Source organism: Zhongshania borealis, from assembly GCF_039539625.1.
Classification (GTDB): Bacteria; Pseudomonadota; Gammaproteobacteria; order Pseudomonadales; family Spongiibacteraceae; genus Spongiibacter; species Spongiibacter borealis.
The window spans coordinates 32,691-48,763 of record NZ_BAABDM010000004.1 but is presented as its reverse complement, the minus strand read 5'-3'; the positions used below and the strand labels follow the sequence as shown (position 1 = coordinate 48,763).

The window sequence follows — 16,073 nt, the reverse complement described above, 5'->3', positions numbered from 1 at the left end:
GGAGGCTTAAATAGCCTCCAGCGCTTCAGCAAGCGTTTTTACACCCACCACTTCCATCCCCGCCAGCGTCCCTCTTGGGGCGTTGCCGTGGGGCACAATTGCGCGGCGAAAGCCGTGTTTACGGGCCTCTTGCAACCGCTCCTGACCGCTGGGCACGGGGCGAATCTCACCAGATAAACCCACCTCACCAAACACCACCATATCCTCAGGCAACGGTCTGTCCCGAAAGCTCGATACAATGGCAAACAACAAAGCCAAGTCAGAGCCAGTCTCCAAAACTTTAACCCCGCCCACCACATTGACGAACACGTCTTGATCACCAACCTGTAAACCGCCGTGGCGATGCAATACCGCCAGTAGCATTGCCAAGCGATTTTGCTCCAAACCCACAGCAACTCGCCGAGGATTGCCAAAGCCTGAACTATCGACCAGCGCTTGAATTTCAACCAATAACGGCCGCGTACCCTCCCAAACCACCATCACCGTACTGCCCGAAGACACCACGTCGCCGCGATTCAGAAAGATAGCGGACGGGTTCTTAACTTCCTTAAGCCCCAATTCCGTCATGGCGAACACGCCCAGCTCATTCACTGCGCCAAAACGATTTTTACTGCCGCGTAGCGTGCGATAACGGCTATCACTGCTGCCCTCAAGCATGATCGAGCAATCAATAATATGCTCTAACACCTTAGGACCGGCGAGACCGCCATCTTTAGTAACGTGTCCGACCATAAGCAATACCGTGCCAGTTTGCTTGGCGAATCGCGTGAGCGCCGCGGCGCATTCCCGCACTTGCGACACGCTGCCCGGCGCCGAACTAACTTGTTCGCTGTGCAAAACCTGAATCGAGTCCACCACCAACACCGCGGGCTTATTTGCCATCGCTTGAGCCAAAATCAACTCCAAGCTGGTTTCTGAGCAAAGTTTTAAGGTATCCGCACGTAAATTTAGACGCTGGGCCCGCATGGCAATCTGCGGCAGCGACTCTTCGCCAGTCACATAAAGACACTCGCAATCATTCGCCAAGCGACACAAAACTTGCAGAAGCAAGGTGCTCTTACCCGCACCAGGGTGCCCACCGATCAATACCGCCGAACCCGCAACCAAACCGCCGCCTAACACACGGTCAAACTCATCAAAGCCGGTAGAGCGCCTCGGTAGCGCTTCTATACTAACGTTGGCCAGCATTTGTACCTCACCGCCAACCTCGCCCGCATAACCTTGGCGCACCGGCGCCGGCTTGGCACTGCCGGCAGGCCCTAAACGCAATTCCGACAAGGTATTCCAGGCCCCGCAATCCTGACACTGACCCTGCCATTTGTTGTGATCAGAACCACAGTCAACACACACATACGCGGTTTTTTGTTTTGCCATAATACTGAAGCAATCGCTCCCTCTCACTGATAATGAATGGACAATCAAAATCCAAAATTTGCTGTTGACGATAGGGCTGACAGCAGCCCATGCAAGGCCGTACAATGGCCCGCTATCCACAGAGTAAATAGCATGTCGGCCGCTTTTGTAGAACGCCAACTACTGGTATCCCCCTCCCTCGCCGCAACACTCGGCCTAGAGGCAGCCCTGCTGTATCAACTATTGGCAGAATGGTTACCGCTGCTCGACAGCCGCGAAAGCCAAGGAATTCACTGGTATATCATTGACAAACAGCGCCTCAATAAACAGCTCCCATTTTGGGAGATGAGCAAAATTGAAGAAGTACTACGCACCTTGAATGATCAAGGGCTCATTATTATCGGCGCTGCTTTAATGAGCAATGCGCAAAATATTCGCATTGCCTTTACCCAGGCCAAAACGACAGTACCGACAGTGCAATCAAGCCCCGCCCAAGCACCAGCAGAGCTCACGCCCCAAAAGACAATAACCCGAACACCCGAGCGCAGAGGCACACTAGTCGCCAATAGCACCCGAGTAAACCCTCACACGAATACCGCCAACCCACGGCACCCAGTGCCGGGTAACAATATTATTGCGGCTGACTGGCTGCCGGACCAAGCAAGTATCGACTACCTGACTCGATTCAATCAGGTCGACCCCGCATTTATCAATGCCGTGCTGCCAGAGTTTATAGCCCATTACCGCGAGACCGGCGAAACCCGCAGCTCTTGGAGCAGCGCTTTTAGCCAATACGTCAGTCGACGCTGGAAAAAACAGCAATACCAAAAAATTGAAGAATCCCGCAATTTGCCAATCAACGACAACTGGAAACCCAGCCTCGACGCGCTTGAAATTCTGGAACGCGACGGCATTAGCCACAACTTCATTGAAGACGCCATCCCCGAATTCACGTTATTTTGGCGGGAGCGCGGCACCGCTGATAGCAATTGGAATTCGCGCTTTATACAGCATATTCGCCTACAGTGGGCACGTTATACCAACGCCGTCAGCAATGAAAACGTCGTTGCACCCATTCCTAGTAACTGGCAACCGAGTGATTCGGTCTTCGATATTTTGCGTATGGCACGAATCGACCCCGAATTTGCCAAAGCACAAATTGCCGAATTTATTTTATTTTGGCAAGACAGCGGTCAAGCACACCGCTCATGGAACACAAAATTTCTCCAGCATGTAAAATACCGCTGGGCAAACAATCACCAACTGGGACAGAGCGATGCACGACAGCAACAAGCTCCTGGAGCAAGCAAACCGGCAACTGGCTTCATCGCCAAACACACCGACCGCAGCTGGGCAGACGAACTCTGAGCCACCGCCAGATAAAGACGCGGTCATCGACGCATTAAATCGCATGTTCGCCGAGTTTGAACTGGTCTACCACAACCAATATAACAAGGCATTTTCAAGCGCCGAAAAGCTCTCTTACGCCAAAAAAATCTGGTTTAGCAATCTTCGTCACATCAGTCCTGAGCGCATTACCGCCGCGACTCACCGCGCCATTCGTGAATCTGAGTTCCTGCCCACGGTTAAAGGAATTTTAAAATATTGCGAACCCGATTTTCGCGAATTAGGCCTACCCGACAGCCACAGTGCATACTTGGAAGCATGTCGCGCGCCGCAGCCCAAGGCCGAGTTCAACTGGTCTCACCCGGCGGTTTACCACGCCGGACGAGCCTGCGATTGGTTCTATCTAGCGGGCAGCACTGAGTACACCGCCTACCCTATATTTAAGCGCCATTACGAAGAGATCTGTCAGCGCGTAATCAATGGTGAAACCCTGAGCCTACCCGCACATATCGCCCTGCCAGAAACAATTAGCAAGCCGCTGAGCCCAGATGAGCAACGCCAGCGCATGCAGCAGCTTAGAGACGATCTCGACATATAGCGCACAGCCAAAATCCAATCGTGCAGGACGCCCACGCAAACGCTACAATAGCGGCCTAATGCAGCGGGCCGTCCCGCCAAGACCATACCAAGTAGGCAGAAATTATGGCAGACGACAATACCACCCACTTCGGTTACAAGACCGTCGACAGCAAAGACAAAGTTAAAATGGTCGCTGGGGTCTTTCACTCTGTTGCAGCCAAATACGACATCATGAACGACCTTATGTCCGGTGGCGTCCATCGCCTTTGGAAGCGCTTTACTATAGAACTGTCAGGCGTGCGTCCCGGTAATAAAGTCCTCGATATTGCTGGCGGCACCGGCGATCTCGCCGCAAAATTCAGTCGTTTAGTTGGCGACAACGGCAAAGTAGTACTGGCCGATATCAATGACTCAATGCTCACCGTTGGCCGGGAAAAACTAACCAACAAAGGCATCGTCGGCAATATCGAGTATGTGCAAGCCAATGCTGAGTGCCTACCCTTCCCTGACAATTATTTTGACTGCATCACCATCGCCTTTGGTCTGCGCAATGTCACTGACAAAGACGCCGCATTACGCTCAATGAACCGCGTCCTCAAGCCGGGTGGGCGCTTGCTGGTGCTGGAGTTTTCTAAACCGGTCAACCCGGTCATCGCCAAGCTTTACGACCGCTACTCCTTCGATATTCTGCCCAAGATGGGCCAAATGGTAACCAACGACGCGGACAGTTATCGCTATCTGGCAGAAAGTATCCGCATGCATCCTGATCAAGACACGCTAAAAGGGATGATGAGCGATGCGGGCTTTGTCGATGTGCGCTACCACAATATGACCGCAGGCGTAGTTGCTGTGCACCGGGGTGTAAAACCGTGATTCCGCCGGTACTGCAAGGTGCCGCGATTTCCGGGCTAGAGAACCTCATTAATAAAGCCCTGCACCTGGACCCGGCCGCCCGCGCAAAATTACTCGCGCTTGATGGCCAACGTTTTGCTCTGGAACTAAAAGAGCCAGACCTCAACTTAGGTATTGGTGTCAGCGGCAGTCGTCTCCGCTTATTGGGCAGCATAAATGACGGCATTAGCACACGTCTGAGTGGCCGCTGGAGCGAATTCGCCGCAGTGGCGTCCGCCCCCGACCCCGCGGCCGCACTCATCAATGGCAATATTCGCATTAGCGGCGATACTGCTCCGCTCTTAGAGTTGCGTAAAATTCTCACTGAGCTCGACATCGACTGGGAGCAGCCGCTAGCCGACTCCTTTGGCGATGTCGCCGCACACCAAATTGGCACGGGCTTGCGAGCAGGGCAACGCTGGCTGAATTCCACCCGACAAAATCTACATCGCCAGTTTGAAGAGTACTTGGTGGAAGAAAGCAATCTCGTTCCCCACCCTTGCCAGGCCGACGACCTCTACCGACAAATAGATGATGTTAAAGCCCGCAGCGAACGTCTCGAAGCCAAATTGCGCCGCCTGCAATCGCGGCTAACACCGCAAACTAATAAGAACTAAGGAAACACTATGGGGCTGCGCCGTCTGCTCGCAATTTGCTGGATTATTTGTGTTTACCGCCTAGACACCCTCATCCCCACTGAGCATCTACCCTTGCGCGCCCGAATCTTATTACGCTGCGGCCCGTGGCGTTTATTCTCCGCGGGCAAATACAGCCGCGGTGAGCGCTTACGCTTAGGACTGGAAAAGCTCGGGCCAATATTTATAAAATTTGGCCAAATTCTATCTACCCGCCGTGACCTCCTGGCCGACGATGTCGCCATGGAACTGGCCAAACTACAAGACCAAGTACCGCCCTTTGGTAGCGAACAAGCCGTCTCCGTCATTGAGGCCGCGCTCGGCAAACCCATTGACCAGTTATTCACTGCATTTGACCGCCAACCACTCGCCTCGGCATCGATTGCCCAAGTGCATACCGCCACGCTCGAAGGCAATATCGATGTGGTTGTTAAAGTCGTCCGTCCCGGTATCGAACACACCATCAAAGCCGATTTAACGTTGCTCCAAACGATCGCCGTCCTCATAGCACGGTATATCCCGGACGGGCGGCGCCTACGTCCAGAAGAAGTAGTTGAAGACTACCGCCACACCATACTCGACGAGCTAGACCTTCAGCGTGAAGGCGCAAACACCTCTCAGTTGCGTCGTAATTTCAACGATTCCGAAGTACTTTATGTGCCCGAGGTTTATTGGGATTACACGCGGCGCAATATCTTAGTTATGGAGCGAATTCACGGCATCCCAGTTACCGACATCGATACGCTGCGCAAGCAGGGTACCGACATGAAAAAACTTGCCGAACGCGGTGTCGAAATTTTCTTTACTCAAGTATTTCGTGACAGTTTTTTCCATGCAGACATGCACCCCGGCAATATCTTTATTGCCCACAATCGCCCCAACTCCCCGCAGTATATCGCCATCGATTGCGCCATCATCGGTAGTCTCAGCGATTTCGACCAGTATTATTTAGCGCGTAATTTGCTGGCAATATTTCAACGCAATTACCGCGAAGTCGCGGAGCTTCATGTTGAATGCGGTTGGGTGCCGCCAGAAACCCGCGTGCACGAATTCGAGGCGGCCATTCGTACCGTGAGTGAACCGATATTTGAGAAACCGCTTTCAGAGATTTCCTTCGGCCTGCTATTACTACAACTGTTCCAGACCGCTCGCCGCTTTGAAATGGAAGTGCAGCCATCTCTCGTTCTTCTACAAAAAACCCTCCTAAATATCGAGGGATTAGGTCGGCAGCTCTATCCCCAACTTGATTTATGGTCCACCGCCATGCCCTTTTTAGAACGCTGGGTGCGCGATCGTTACTCACCACAAAGCGTGTTGAAAAAAGTAAGTCACCGCATTCCCGGCTGGTTAGAACAGCTACCTAATTTACCTGAAGCACTACTTGAGCGCGGCGGCGCAAACAAAGAACAGGTTTCCGCAACGATTAAGGCGGAACGTCAGCTCCAGCAAGATTTCGCAGCAATGCTTAAGCAACAGGCAACACGCGGTCGCAATCAACGCATAGCGATCGTCGCAGCACTAAGTGCCGCGTTACTCAGCGACCCCGGAATTCGCACGGGCTTACAGTCGCTGCCAAGCATGAGTATTGGCTTATTTGCTGTCGCTTTGTATTTCTTTATACGTAGCCGCTGAGTTAAAGTATGGGCCACATAAATACGGGCAGCCCAAGTAAACTCAAAAGCCCAATGGAAACAGTATGATCAGTACACCCAACACCCACGCTTGGCTAGATCAAGTAAAGTGGAATGACGACGGCCTCGTTGCCGCCATCGCGCAGGACGCACTCAGCGGTCGCGTACTAATGATGGCATGGATGAATAAAGAATCTCTGCAGCTCAGCATCAGCAGCGGCGACGCGATTTACTGGTCACGCTCGCGTAGCAAATTATGGCGCAAAGGTGAAAGTTCGGGAAATGTTCAAAAAATTCAGTCCATCTCCCTAGATTGCGACGGCGACGCCCTACTTATGCAGGTTGAACAAATTGGCGGTATTGCCTGCCATACAGGCCGCCAAAGTTGTTTCTATCGCCAACTTCAAGGCGATGAATGGCAGAGTATGGAAGCGGTATTAAAAGATCCCGCAACAATGTATAAAAGCGTGGACCAATAAAATGGCAGAATCGATTTTAGAGCAGCTTGACCAAGTACTCACTGCGCGAAAAAGCGCAAGCCCAGACAGCTCCTACGTTGCTAGTCTTCACCACAAGGGCTTGAATAAAATACTAGAGAAAGTCGGCGAAGAGGCCTTTGAAACCGTACTCGCCGCTAAAGACGCCGAAATCAGTGGCGACAATAGTAAGTTAATTTACGAAACCGCCGACTTGTGGTTTCACAGCTTGGTCATGCTCTCGCAACTTGGCGAAAGTCACCAACCCGTTCTTGACGAACTCGCCCGGCGTTTTGGCCTTTCCGGTCTAGATGAAAAAGCCGCGCGTGAAAAATGAACAATTTTTATAACTAACAGGGGACAATAATCATGGGATTAGGCGGCATCAGCATTTGGCAACTACTTATCATACTTGCCATCGTGGTTTTATTATTTGGCACCAAAAAACTAAAAGGCATGGGCAGCGACTTAGGTGGCGCACTGAAAGGCTTTAAAGACAGCATGAAGGGCGACGAAGACGAGGAAGCAAAAAACCTTGAACGCAAAGCTGAAGAAGACAATAGCGCCACTAAAACTGAGACAAAAGACGAGTCTAAACTGTAAATGTTCGATATTGGTTTTGCAGAACTGCTCGTAATCGGGGTACTCAGCCTACTCGTAATCGGCCCTGAGCGACTGCCCGGTACAGTGCGCACCGTCGCGCTATGGGTAGGTCGCCTACGCCGAAGCTTTAGTGATATTCGCAGCGAAATAGAGCGCGAAGTTGGCGCCGATGAAATTCGTCGACAGCTACACAACGAATCTATTTTGGCCTCGCTTAAAGAAACCAAAAATACATTTAACAACGAAATGAATAAGGCTGGCAGCGAACTGAATAAGATCGAAAACAGCATTGCCGCCAAAGAAACGCCTAACACTATAGCCGATTCTGAATTGCCCGAATCAAACGAACAAACGGCAAGTCTTCAAGAAACAAGCAAAAAAGACCCAGCATCATGACAGACACCGAGCAGGACCAAGGCCAACCGCTGGTCGCCCACCTCACTGAATTACGCGACCGGCTACTGCGCGTAGTGCTTGCGGTACTGGTTTGCGCGGTCGGGCTAATGCCGTTTGCCAACACGATATACAGCTTTGTCGCCGAACCACTGCGCCGCTATCTGCCGGAAGGCACTAGCATGATCGCCACCGAAATAGCCTCCACCTTTTTAACCCCGTTTAAATTGGTGCTAGTCTCGGCATTTTGTTTAGCAATGCCCATTATTTTACACCAGATATGGCAGTTTATTGCCCCGGGCATGTATCGCCACGAAAAACGCATCGCCGCGCCCTTACTCGCATCAAGCGTTGTGTTGTTCTACGCCGGGCTGGCCTTCGCCTACTACGTGGTATTCCCTCTCGTGTTCGGCTTTTTTAGCGGCATCACCCCCGAGGGCGTTAACTACACCCCCGATATTGCGCGTTTCCTCGACACCGCGCTTAAACTCTTCCTCGCCTTTGGCATCGCCTTCGAGATTCCAATCGCCACGGTACTCCTCATCGCGTCCGGCGTAACGACCGCAGACGACCTGGCAGCTAAACGCCCCTATGTCATCATTGGCTGCTTTGTTTTTGGCATGCTACTCACCCCACCAGACATTATCTCGCAGGCCTTACTCGCGGTACCAATGTGGTTTTTGTTTGAAGTGGGGATAGTGTTTGGCCGCTTGGTGAAGAAAAAACAAACGGAGTCTGACGTCTGAGGCCGGGTGTCGGACGTGGGCTTGCTGTACACTTGATGGGAGACGGAAGACGCTAAAATTAAAAGCGAGCATTTAGTGAGCGCAGCGAATGCCTTTAAGCCTCAGACGCCCGAGCAATTAGTACTCATCTGCCTGGTCATAGCCAAACGCCAAATTCTCGAAGCGGGTATGCTTACCCACAAAGCTTAATCTCGCAGTACCAATCGGGCCGTTACGCTGCTTGCCGATGATGATTTCTGCCATGCCTTTATCGGCCGACTCCTCGTTATAAACCTCGTCGCGGTATATAAACATAATCACGTCGGCGTCTTGCTCGATAGCGCCTGATTCACGTAAATCTGAGTTTATAGGCCGCTTGTTAGGACGTTGCTCCAAGGCGCGGTTTAGCTGTGATAGCGCCACCACGGGGCATTCAAATTCCTTGGCAATTCCCTTCAAAGATCGAGAAATTTCTGAAATCTCGGCAGTACGACCTTCACTATTGTCGCCAGCCACCTTCATTAACTGAAGATAATCGAGCATGATCATGCCAACACTGCCGTGCTCACGTACGATCTTTCGGGCTCGCGACCGGACTTCAGTCGGCGTCAGCGCCGGCGTATCGTCTATAAATAGAGGCTTATCTTTGAGCTTGGTGACCGCAGAACTCAACTTAGGCCAATCCTCTTCTTCGAGGCGCCCGGTTCGAATTCTGGTCTGATCTATACGGCCAACCGACGACAACATCCTCATCATCAGCTGGTTCGCGGGCATTTCCATACTAAAAACGAGAATTGGCTGGTCGCTATTCATCAGCGCATTTTCGACGAGGTTCATCGCAAACGTGGTTTTACCCATTGAGGGTCGAGCCGCGACGATGATGAGATCGGAGTTTTGCAGGCCCGAGGTCATTTCGTCGAGTTTTTCAAAACCGGTAGTTAAACCGGTCACCGCGTCTTCGTTACTGAACAGCTCGTCAATCTTATCAACCGCCGATTTCAATAACGGGTTGATTGGCGTTAGGCCGCCCGTTTTGGGCCGCTCCTCAGAAATCTGCATGATAGCCCGCTCGGCCTCATCCAGAATCTCGTCGCTATTGCGCCCTTCCGGGTTAAAACTGCTGTCAGCTATCGCATTTGCCGCACTAATTAGGGAGCGAAAAGTGGCTCGCTCGCGCACAGCTTGCGCGTAGGCGCGAATATTAACGACTGAAGGGGTATTACTGGCGATCTCAGCCAAATACGCGGCGCCGCCCACCTGCTCAAGCTGCCCGGCCTTGGCCAACTCCTCAGCGAGGGTCACAACGTCTATCGGCAGTTCAAGGGTAATTAAACGCGCCATCTGCGCGAAGATCTTGCGATGTTCTGGCCGGAAAAAATCGCCTTCGCTTACCACGTCGGCAACCGAATCCCAGCTTTCGTTGGCGATCATCAGACCACCGAGCACAGACTGTTCAGCCTCCACAGAATGCGGAGGTAGTTTCAGTTGCGCAAAATCGCTCTCTTCTTCAAAGGGCGGTGGAGATTCAGAATAAGCTTCGGGGTACACAGAACCATCACTGGAAATTTATAGATCGGGCATTGTGGCAAAAAAAAAGCACCGCCGCTACAAAGAACGGCCGTGCTTTTTTAATACCTCACCGACACCTTACTGCAGCGGTGATTATTCACCGCCACGCTCGCAAAGACAGCCTTAACCGCTCCGCACGCTATGGGTCAGATCAGAAACAGATTAGCAAATTTACTCGGCAACAACCGCAATGCTAACTGTTTGAACAACATCGCTGTGCAATTGAATTGCAACGTCGTAAGTGCCCAGGTCACGAATCGGACCTTCTGGCATACGTACTTCGCTTTTGTTCAATTCAACACCAGCTGCAGTTACTGCATCAGCAATATCGCGAGTACCGATAGAGCCGAACAGTTTGCCGCCGTCGCCTGAATTCGCTTCAATAGTCACAGACAACGCCGCCAGCTTCTCAGCGCGGGCATCAGCAACACTGCGCTTTTCAGCAGCGGTCGCTTCTAAATCAGCGCGACGCGCTTCAAATTCAGCAACATTTGTTTTGGTGGCAGGTACTGCCTTGCCAAATGGAATCAGGAAATTACGGCCGTAACCGCCTTTTACATTAACCTGATCACCCAAGTTGCCAAGCTTGCCAATTTTCTCCAGCAGAATCACTTGCATGGTTCTCACCCTCTTAAATTCGCCTGCGTTTGCGCCGCTCTATGGTTGAGAGCGATTCGGCAAACGCCGCCTAATATCAATCCAACTATCCACAATCGCTATTAAAATCAAACCCGCCCACAGCGGCCCTAACAACAACAGCGCTACATAAAAAACTATTAACCATGCGCGGCCTAAACCCAAGCGTCCCGCTGCACCATGGACCAAGGCAATGCCAGATATCACAATGGGTAGCACACACATTACTCCCCAAAAACGATAATCCCCGCCAACATTGCTTACCAGCAACATCAGGGCAACCAAGGTCACTGTTATGCTTGGAGGCAAACGAAACTGCCACATTTCCTGGCGAAACCCGCCGGGATTGTACAATATCGACTGCCACCATCTCGCTAGCATCACTGCCAGCGTACTCCATAACACTGTGCTAACACCGATCACTGCAGCAATATCGCCGCTGCCAATTTCTGGCAAACGCCCCGACGCAGAAACCTGCATCCGCTCTAGCATGGGTTGTACCATTGCCAGAATCGAGGCCAGATAATCGCCAGCCATGTGCATCAAAATTAGTGCAGTTAGCACGCCAGCACCAACCGCAGCCAACATTGCGTACCCCCATTGCTGGGTACTCCGCAACACCGCCGCTGTCGCAGCCGCGCCAAGCAACATGGTCAAAGGACCAACGTCTGCCCCTATAGCGGCCACCGCGATTGCTGGTAACAGTGCCCAAAAAACAACGTAGGCACCTTCACTCAAGCCTTTACGCAACATCACCAATGTTGCGGCTGCAACGCCAACCCAAGCAAACATGAGCGTACCAACACCCAAGCCTGCAACGGCTACCGCCTGCAAGCGCCCTTTCATAATGAATTCAGCTAAGGCGCGCATAATTTTACGTCGTTTGATTACTTATGGCTGTCTGTGTAAGGCAGCAAAGCAAGGAAACGTGCGCGCTTAATTGCGGTAGACAATTGGCGCTGGTATCTAGCATTTGTACCAGTGATACGGCTAGGTACAATTTTACCTGTTTCTGAAACATATGCTTTCAGGGTTTCCAGATCTTTATAATCGATCTGGCTGACGCCTTCCGCGGTGAAGCGGCAAAATTTACGACGACGGAAAAAACGTGCCATAACTACTCTCCTAACTCAGTGCGCAATTATTCAGCGTCGTCTTCAGCCGTACTGGCTTCAGATTCACTATTGTCATCAGTCGTTGACTCAGATTCGTCACGGCTGCGCTCAACACGCTGTTCGCTGCGGCTACGACGCTCGCGGCTCTCATTCTCTGCTTTCATGATTGGCGACTCTTCAGTCACAGCTTCATCGCAGCGAATAATAAGGTTACGCAGAACGGCGTCGTTATAACGGAAGTTAGTAGTCAACTCTTCCACAGCTTCAGCAGACGCTTCAGCATTGATCAGCACATAGTGTGCTTTGTGGATTTTGTTGATTGGGTATGCCAGCTGACGACGGCCCCAATCTTCTAGACGGTGAACTTTACCGCCGTCTTTTTCGATGGCTTGAGTATAACGCTCAACCATACCTGGTACTTGTTCGCTCTGGTCTGGATGGACCAAGAACACTATCTCGTAGTGACGCATTTTTCAGCTCCTTACGGGTTAAGCCACCCTTTACGGTGTGACAAGGAGGACAGCCCCGACCAAAACAGTCGGAACTACCAATAAATCAAGAGCGCGGATTTTAGGTATATCGGAGGTGATATGCAAGTGATTCGCACACATATTAACCAATTCAGGCTTTTAAGCGTTGACGCACCGCCTCGAACAGACAAATACCGGTCGCCACTGACACATTCAAGCTGCTCACCGAACCCGCCATGGGTAGTTTTGCAAGGTAATCGCAGTTCTCACGAGTCAAGCGCCGCATACCACTGCCCTCGGCGCCCAGCACCAAGGCCAACGGCCCAGATAAGTCTTGCTCATAAAGCGACAAATCCGCCTCACCGGCCATGCCCATCACCCACACCCCCGCTTGCTGCATTTGCTGCAAGCTGCGGGCGAGATTAGTAACTTGCACAAAGGGCACAACCTCTGCAGCACCGCAGGCGACCTTCAATACCGTAGCACTCAAACCGACCGAGTTGTCGCGCGGCGCTACTACAACAGTAACCCCAGCTGCATCGGCACTGCGCAAACAAGCGCCCAGGTTATGTGGATCGGTAACACCATCCAGCACCAAGACCAGCGCAGAGCTTCCCGCGGCCGCCACCAAATCAAGAAGATCGCTCTCCTGAAATTGGGCCGCAGCCTCTACAAGAGCAACAAGACCCTGATGGCGCCCCTCGACCATGGCATCCAATTCAGGACGCGCACGCTGAACAACACGAACATTCGCCAATTTAGCAAGGTCGAGCACTACCTGCAGACGCTTATCAAGCCGCCCGGTTTGCACATAGAGCTCCTGAACACGTTCAGGGCTGCGAGCCAGCACACTCTGCACCGCATGTATGCCAAAAATCTTTTCTGCCACGGAATAAACTCTCTATCGACTACGACGCGTTCTTGGTGCGCCCGACTTCGCTTTGCCACCCGATTTTTTGGGCGCCTCACTTGCCGCGGCAGACCGGCTACGACGCGGCTTTGCAGTCGCGCCCGCTTTAGATTCCGCGGTCGTCGAGCCAGCCTTAGATTTTGCCGCTGTTTTGGGCTTAGTCGGCATTAAGCCTTTTAAGCCCTTAGCCAAGGCCTCGCGAACCGAAGTCTTTTTGGGTGCTGCAACAGGCACCTCAGCAACGACCGGCACAACTGCCTTACGTTTTTTCCGCGGCGCGGATTTGGCTGCCGGTGCGGCAGGCTCAGGTTTTCGGCGGCGCGGGGAAGCCGAAGCCGTTTTGGGTTCCGCACTGCGACCACGACTTTGCCCTGGTTTGCGACGCTGGCGCTTAGGCGCATCACTAGCTGGCTTGGCCGTATCAAAGGCAACTTTTTTACCAACGTCGTCCCCGGCCACAACGCCAAGGTCAATTTTGCGCTGATCGAGGTTTACCGCCAAAACTTGAACCCGCAAGGAATCACCGAGCTGGAACACTCGACGAGTGCGTTCGCCAATTAAACGCTGATGAGCTTGATCAAATTGGTAAAAGTCTTGCGGCAAGGCAGTGATATGCACCAAGCCTTCTATATATAAATCCTGCAATTCGACGAACATACCAAAGCCCGTCACCGCAGCAATAATACCTTCGTGCTCACTACCAACGTGGTCCTGCAAGAACTCACATTTAAGAAAAGCCATTACATCACGACTGGCCTCATCGGCACGGCGCTCGGCCATCGACGAATTGGCACCCTGCGCAACAAGCGCATCAAAATCGTAGGGATAAATGTTTTTACGATCAAGATTCGGCGCATCACCGATCTTGTGGAAGCAAGCCGCCGCTTCACCGCCGCCACTGCGCACCAAATACCGCAGCGCGCGATGCACAAGTAAATCTGGGTAGCGACGAATTGGCGAAGTGAAGTGCGTATAGCCAGCATAGTGCAAACCAAAATGGCCTTCATTTTCAGGGTGATAGACCGCCTGACTTAATGAACGCAGCATCATCGTCTGAATAACTGCGGCATCTGGGCGCTCACCCAAATTCGATAGCAGCATTTGATAATCTTTCGGGCTAGGCTCTTCACCACCCTGCAAGCTCAAACCAATTTCGCCAAGAAACTCACGTAAATTAGTGAGCTTCTGTTCTGATGGACCGCTGTGCACCCGATACAACGCCTCTAGCCCGGAACGGTCTAAAGCTCGCGCCGTAGCAACGTTGGCGCACAACATACACTCTTCTATTAGTTTGTGGGCGTCGTGACGACGAATCGGCACAATCGCTTCTATGCGTTTTTCATCATCAAACACAATCCGCGTTTCCACGGTTTCAAAGTCGATGGCGCCACGCTCAGAGCGCGCCTTACGCAACACTTTATAGAGGTCTTGCAAATAACGCAGCTGCGGCAGTAAATGGGCATTACGGCCCGTGTTGTACTTAGGGTCTACGCCCTCAAGCTCTAATAGTGCACCTACTTCGTTATAGGTCAAGCGAGCATGCGAGCGAATTAAGCCTTCATAAAAAACATAACCACTCAGCTTACCGCTAGCACTAATGGTCATTTCACAGACCATCGTCAAACGATCAACATCGGGTTTTAATGAACACAAGCCATTAGAAAGGGCCTCGGGCAGCATCGGCACAACGCGATCAGGGAAATACACCGAAGTCGCGCGCTTGTGCGCCTCCTGATCTAGCGCCGAACCAACCTGTACATAGTGCGAAACATCAGCAATGGCCACCCACAAACGATACCCGCCCGATTTTTTAGGCTCACAGTACACTGCGTCATCAAAATCACGAGCGTCTTCACCATCAATCGTAACGAGTGGCAACTGCCGCAAATCTACGCGATGCGCCTTATCCTTTTCTGCTGGCTCTGAACCAAAACGCCGCGCCTCTTCTTCAACAGCCTCGGGCCATTCAAAAGGAATATCGTGACTGCGAATCGCCAATTCGGTAGCAACACCAACCGTACGCCGATCACCCAATACCTCGGTAATACGACCTCGTGCCTGCTGACGCTGCCCAGGCTGCTGGGTAAGCTCAACCATCACGTAATCGCCTTCTTTGGCGGTCGCAACGTCGTTATCTTCTAGGGCCAGCCAATTTTGGATGCGAGTATTCTCGGGAACTACCTGAGGCAGACCACGGTGCATCATCAGCTTGCCAACTAATTGCTGGGTATTGTGCTCAACCACCTCAACGATCACACCTTCACGGCGACCGCGCTGATCAACACCAGTAACTTCAACTTTAACCGTGTCACCATCAAAAACCTGCTGCATCTGGCGATTGGCCAGATACACGTCTTCAGACTCACCTTCAATACTGACAAAACCAAAACCGTCACGATGGCCAATCACCTTGCCGACCATGCTGTCGCCGCCACTAATCGCGCGCAACTGGCCACGACGACCTTCAATTATTTGACCATCGCGTAACATTGCCTTAATTCGACGGCGCAGCCCCTCTTCCTGCTCTTCGCCCTCAATTTCGAGCTGACGGCGCAGCTGCGCTTGGCTAATGCCTTTTTCGCTTTCTTTTAATTGTTCTAGAATATATTCACGGCTGGGAACCGGGTTTTCGTAGTTCGACGCCTCACGTTCAGCGTGGGGATCGGGGATATTTCGGCGTTTAGCCATTCAGTCAGACTTCCTTTATACAATGAAAATTTAAAAATATAGGTGTAGTGTA

At 52.0% G+C, this 16,073-nt stretch carries 18 protein-coding genes; 10 read left to right on the top strand and 8 right to left on the bottom strand.

Translation table 11 applies throughout. The annotated features are described in order from the left end of the window. Positions 1-6: 6 nt before the first annotated feature. Positions 7-1,374, bottom strand: coding sequence for a DNA repair protein RadA (gene radA, locus ABD836_RS11585; protein ID WP_344936011.1), 1,368 nt, complete (start codon positions 1,372-1,374; stop codon positions 7-9). 132 nt (positions 1,375-1,506) lie between these two features. Between radA and ABD836_RS11580 the strand changes: the two genes are divergently transcribed. The 10 genes from ABD836_RS11580 (at position 1,507) to tatC (ending at position 8,654) form a co-directional block, all read left to right on the top strand. Next, on the top strand, positions 1,507-2,721 hold the full coding sequence (locus ABD836_RS11580; RefSeq protein WP_344936009.1) for a DnaT-like ssDNA-binding domain-containing protein: 1,215 nt from the start codon (positions 1,507-1,509) through the stop codon (positions 2,719-2,721). Next, entirely contained in the window at positions 2,630-3,298 is a 669-nt protein-coding gene (locus ABD836_RS11575; RefSeq protein WP_344936007.1) for a replication protein P, read from the top strand. The genes ABD836_RS11580 and ABD836_RS11575 overlap by 92 nt, the downstream gene beginning before the upstream one ends. A 104-nt stretch (positions 3,299-3,402) precedes the next feature. Continuing rightward, entirely contained in the window at positions 3,403-4,152 is a 750-nt protein-coding gene (gene ubiE, locus ABD836_RS11570; RefSeq protein ID WP_344936005.1) for a bifunctional demethylmenaquinone methyltransferase/2-methoxy-6-polyprenyl-1,4-benzoquinol methylase UbiE, read from the top strand. Then, on the top strand, positions 4,149-4,787 hold the full coding sequence (locus tag ABD836_RS11565) for a ubiquinone biosynthesis accessory factor UbiJ (RefSeq protein ID WP_344936002.1): 639 nt from the start codon (positions 4,149-4,151) through the stop codon (positions 4,785-4,787). Before ubiE ends, ABD836_RS11565 begins: the two co-directional genes overlap by 4 nt. A gap of 9 nt (positions 4,788-4,796) precedes the next feature. Beyond that, positions 4,797-6,437, top strand: coding sequence for a ubiquinone biosynthesis regulatory protein kinase UbiB (ubiB, locus tag ABD836_RS11560; protein ID WP_344936000.1), 1,641 nt, complete (start codon positions 4,797-4,799; stop codon positions 6,435-6,437). Positions 6,438-6,501: 64 nt separating this feature from the next. After that, positions 6,502-6,915: a phosphoribosyl-AMP cyclohydrolase gene (hisI, locus tag ABD836_RS11555; protein WP_344935998.1), complete on the top strand. Its 414-nt coding sequence runs from the start codon at positions 6,502-6,504 to the stop codon at positions 6,913-6,915. A gap of 1 nt (position 6,916) precedes the next feature. Continuing rightward, the gene (locus ABD836_RS11550; RefSeq protein WP_344935996.1) at positions 6,917-7,249 is read left to right on the top strand and encodes a phosphoribosyl-ATP diphosphatase; all 333 of its coding nucleotides are present in this window, start codon (positions 6,917-6,919) and stop codon (positions 7,247-7,249) included. Positions 7,250-7,281: 32 nt separating this feature from the next. Then, positions 7,282-7,515 (top strand): Sec-independent protein translocase subunit TatA, encoded by a 234-nt coding sequence (tatA, locus tag ABD836_RS11545; RefSeq protein ID WP_344935994.1) that lies wholly within the window; start codon positions 7,282-7,284, stop codon positions 7,513-7,515. Then, positions 7,516-7,911: a Sec-independent protein translocase protein TatB gene (gene tatB / locus ABD836_RS11540; protein WP_344935992.1), complete on the top strand. Its 396-nt coding sequence runs from the start codon at positions 7,516-7,518 to the stop codon at positions 7,909-7,911. Further along, the gene (tatC, locus tag ABD836_RS11535; protein ID WP_344935990.1) at positions 7,908-8,654 is read left to right on the top strand and encodes a twin-arginine translocase subunit TatC; all 747 of its coding nucleotides are present in this window, start codon (positions 7,908-7,910) and stop codon (positions 8,652-8,654) included. Before tatB ends, tatC begins: the two co-directional genes overlap by 4 nt. Positions 8,655-8,771: 117 nt before the next feature. Here the strand turns inward: tatC and dnaB are convergent, their stop codons facing one another. The 7 genes from dnaB to rnr all read right to left on the bottom strand — a co-directional run bounded on the left by dnaB (position 8,772) and on the right by rnr (position 16,021). Further along, positions 8,772-10,181, bottom strand: coding sequence for a replicative DNA helicase (dnaB, locus tag ABD836_RS11530; RefSeq protein ID WP_344935988.1), 1,410 nt, complete (start codon positions 10,179-10,181; stop codon positions 8,772-8,774). Positions 10,182-10,373: 192 nt separating this feature from the next. Next, on the bottom strand, positions 10,374-10,820 hold the full coding sequence (gene rplI, locus ABD836_RS11525; RefSeq protein ID WP_344935986.1) for a 50S ribosomal protein L9: 447 nt from the start codon (positions 10,818-10,820) through the stop codon (positions 10,374-10,376). A 39-nt stretch (positions 10,821-10,859) separates the two neighbouring features. Further along, the gene (locus ABD836_RS11520) at positions 10,860-11,708 is read right to left on the bottom strand and encodes a YybS family protein (RefSeq protein WP_344935984.1); all 849 of its coding nucleotides are present in this window, start codon (positions 11,706-11,708) and stop codon (positions 10,860-10,862) included. Positions 11,709-11,725: 17 nt separating this feature from the next. Beyond that, a complete protein-coding gene (gene rpsR, locus ABD836_RS11515) occupies positions 11,726-11,953 on the bottom strand; it encodes a 30S ribosomal protein S18 (RefSeq protein ID WP_008246166.1) in 228 nt (75 codons plus the stop codon). A gap of 26 nt (positions 11,954-11,979) precedes the next feature. Beyond that, positions 11,980-12,423 (bottom strand): 30S ribosomal protein S6, encoded by a 444-nt coding sequence (rpsF, locus tag ABD836_RS11510; RefSeq protein WP_344935979.1) that lies wholly within the window; start codon positions 12,421-12,423, stop codon positions 11,980-11,982. A 151-nt stretch (positions 12,424-12,574) separates the two neighbouring features. After that, entirely contained in the window at positions 12,575-13,312 is a 738-nt protein-coding gene (gene rlmB, locus ABD836_RS11505) for a 23S rRNA (guanosine(2251)-2'-O)-methyltransferase RlmB (protein WP_344935977.1), read from the bottom strand. Between the two features lie 12 nt (positions 13,313-13,324). Continuing rightward, entirely contained in the window at positions 13,325-16,021 is a 2,697-nt protein-coding gene (gene rnr / locus ABD836_RS11500; protein WP_344935975.1) for a ribonuclease R, read from the bottom strand. Positions 16,022-16,073 lie beyond the last annotated feature (52 nt).

Bases quoted from the DNA above. Each gene is read 5' to 3' on its own strand.
- radA (WP_344936011.1), bottom strand. From the start codon at position 1,374: ATGGCAAAACAAAAAACCGCGTATGTGTGTGTTGACTGTGGTTCTGAT.
- ABD836_RS11580 (WP_344936009.1), top strand. From the start codon at position 1,507: ATGTCGGCCGCTTTTGTAGAACGCCAACTACTGGTATCCCCCTCCCTC.
- ABD836_RS11575 (WP_344936007.1), top strand. From the start codon at position 2,630: ATGCACGACAGCAACAAGCTCCTGGAGCAAGCAAACCGGCAACTGGCT.
- ubiE (WP_344936005.1), top strand. From the start codon at position 3,403: ATGGCAGACGACAATACCACCCACTTCGGTTACAAGACCGTCGACAGC.
- ubiB (WP_344936000.1), top strand. From the start codon at position 4,797: ATGGGGCTGCGCCGTCTGCTCGCAATTTGCTGGATTATTTGTGTTTAC.
- hisI (WP_344935998.1), top strand. From the start codon at position 6,502: ATGATCAGTACACCCAACACCCACGCTTGGCTAGATCAAGTAAAGTGG.
- ABD836_RS11550 (WP_344935996.1), top strand. From the start codon at position 6,917: ATGGCAGAATCGATTTTAGAGCAGCTTGACCAAGTACTCACTGCGCGA.
- tatA (WP_344935994.1), top strand. From the start codon at position 7,282: ATGGGATTAGGCGGCATCAGCATTTGGCAACTACTTATCATACTTGCC.
- tatB (WP_344935992.1), top strand. From the start codon at position 7,516: ATGTTCGATATTGGTTTTGCAGAACTGCTCGTAATCGGGGTACTCAGC.
- tatC (WP_344935990.1), top strand. From the start codon at position 7,908: ATGACAGACACCGAGCAGGACCAAGGCCAACCGCTGGTCGCCCACCTC.
- rplI (WP_344935986.1), bottom strand. From the start codon at position 10,820: ATGCAAGTGATTCTGCTGGAGAAAATTGGCAAGCTTGGCAACTTGGGT.
- ABD836_RS11520 (WP_344935984.1), bottom strand. From the start codon at position 11,708: ATGCGCGCCTTAGCTGAATTCATTATGAAAGGGCGCTTGCAGGCGGTA.
- rpsR (WP_008246166.1), bottom strand. From the start codon at position 11,953: ATGGCACGTTTTTTCCGTCGTCGTAAATTTTGCCGCTTCACCGCGGAA.
- rpsF (WP_344935979.1), bottom strand. From the start codon at position 12,423: ATGCGTCACTACGAGATAGTGTTCTTGGTCCATCCAGACCAGAGCGAA.
- rnr (WP_344935975.1), bottom strand. From the start codon at position 16,021: ATGGCTAAACGCCGAAATATCCCCGATCCCCACGCTGAACGTGAGGCG.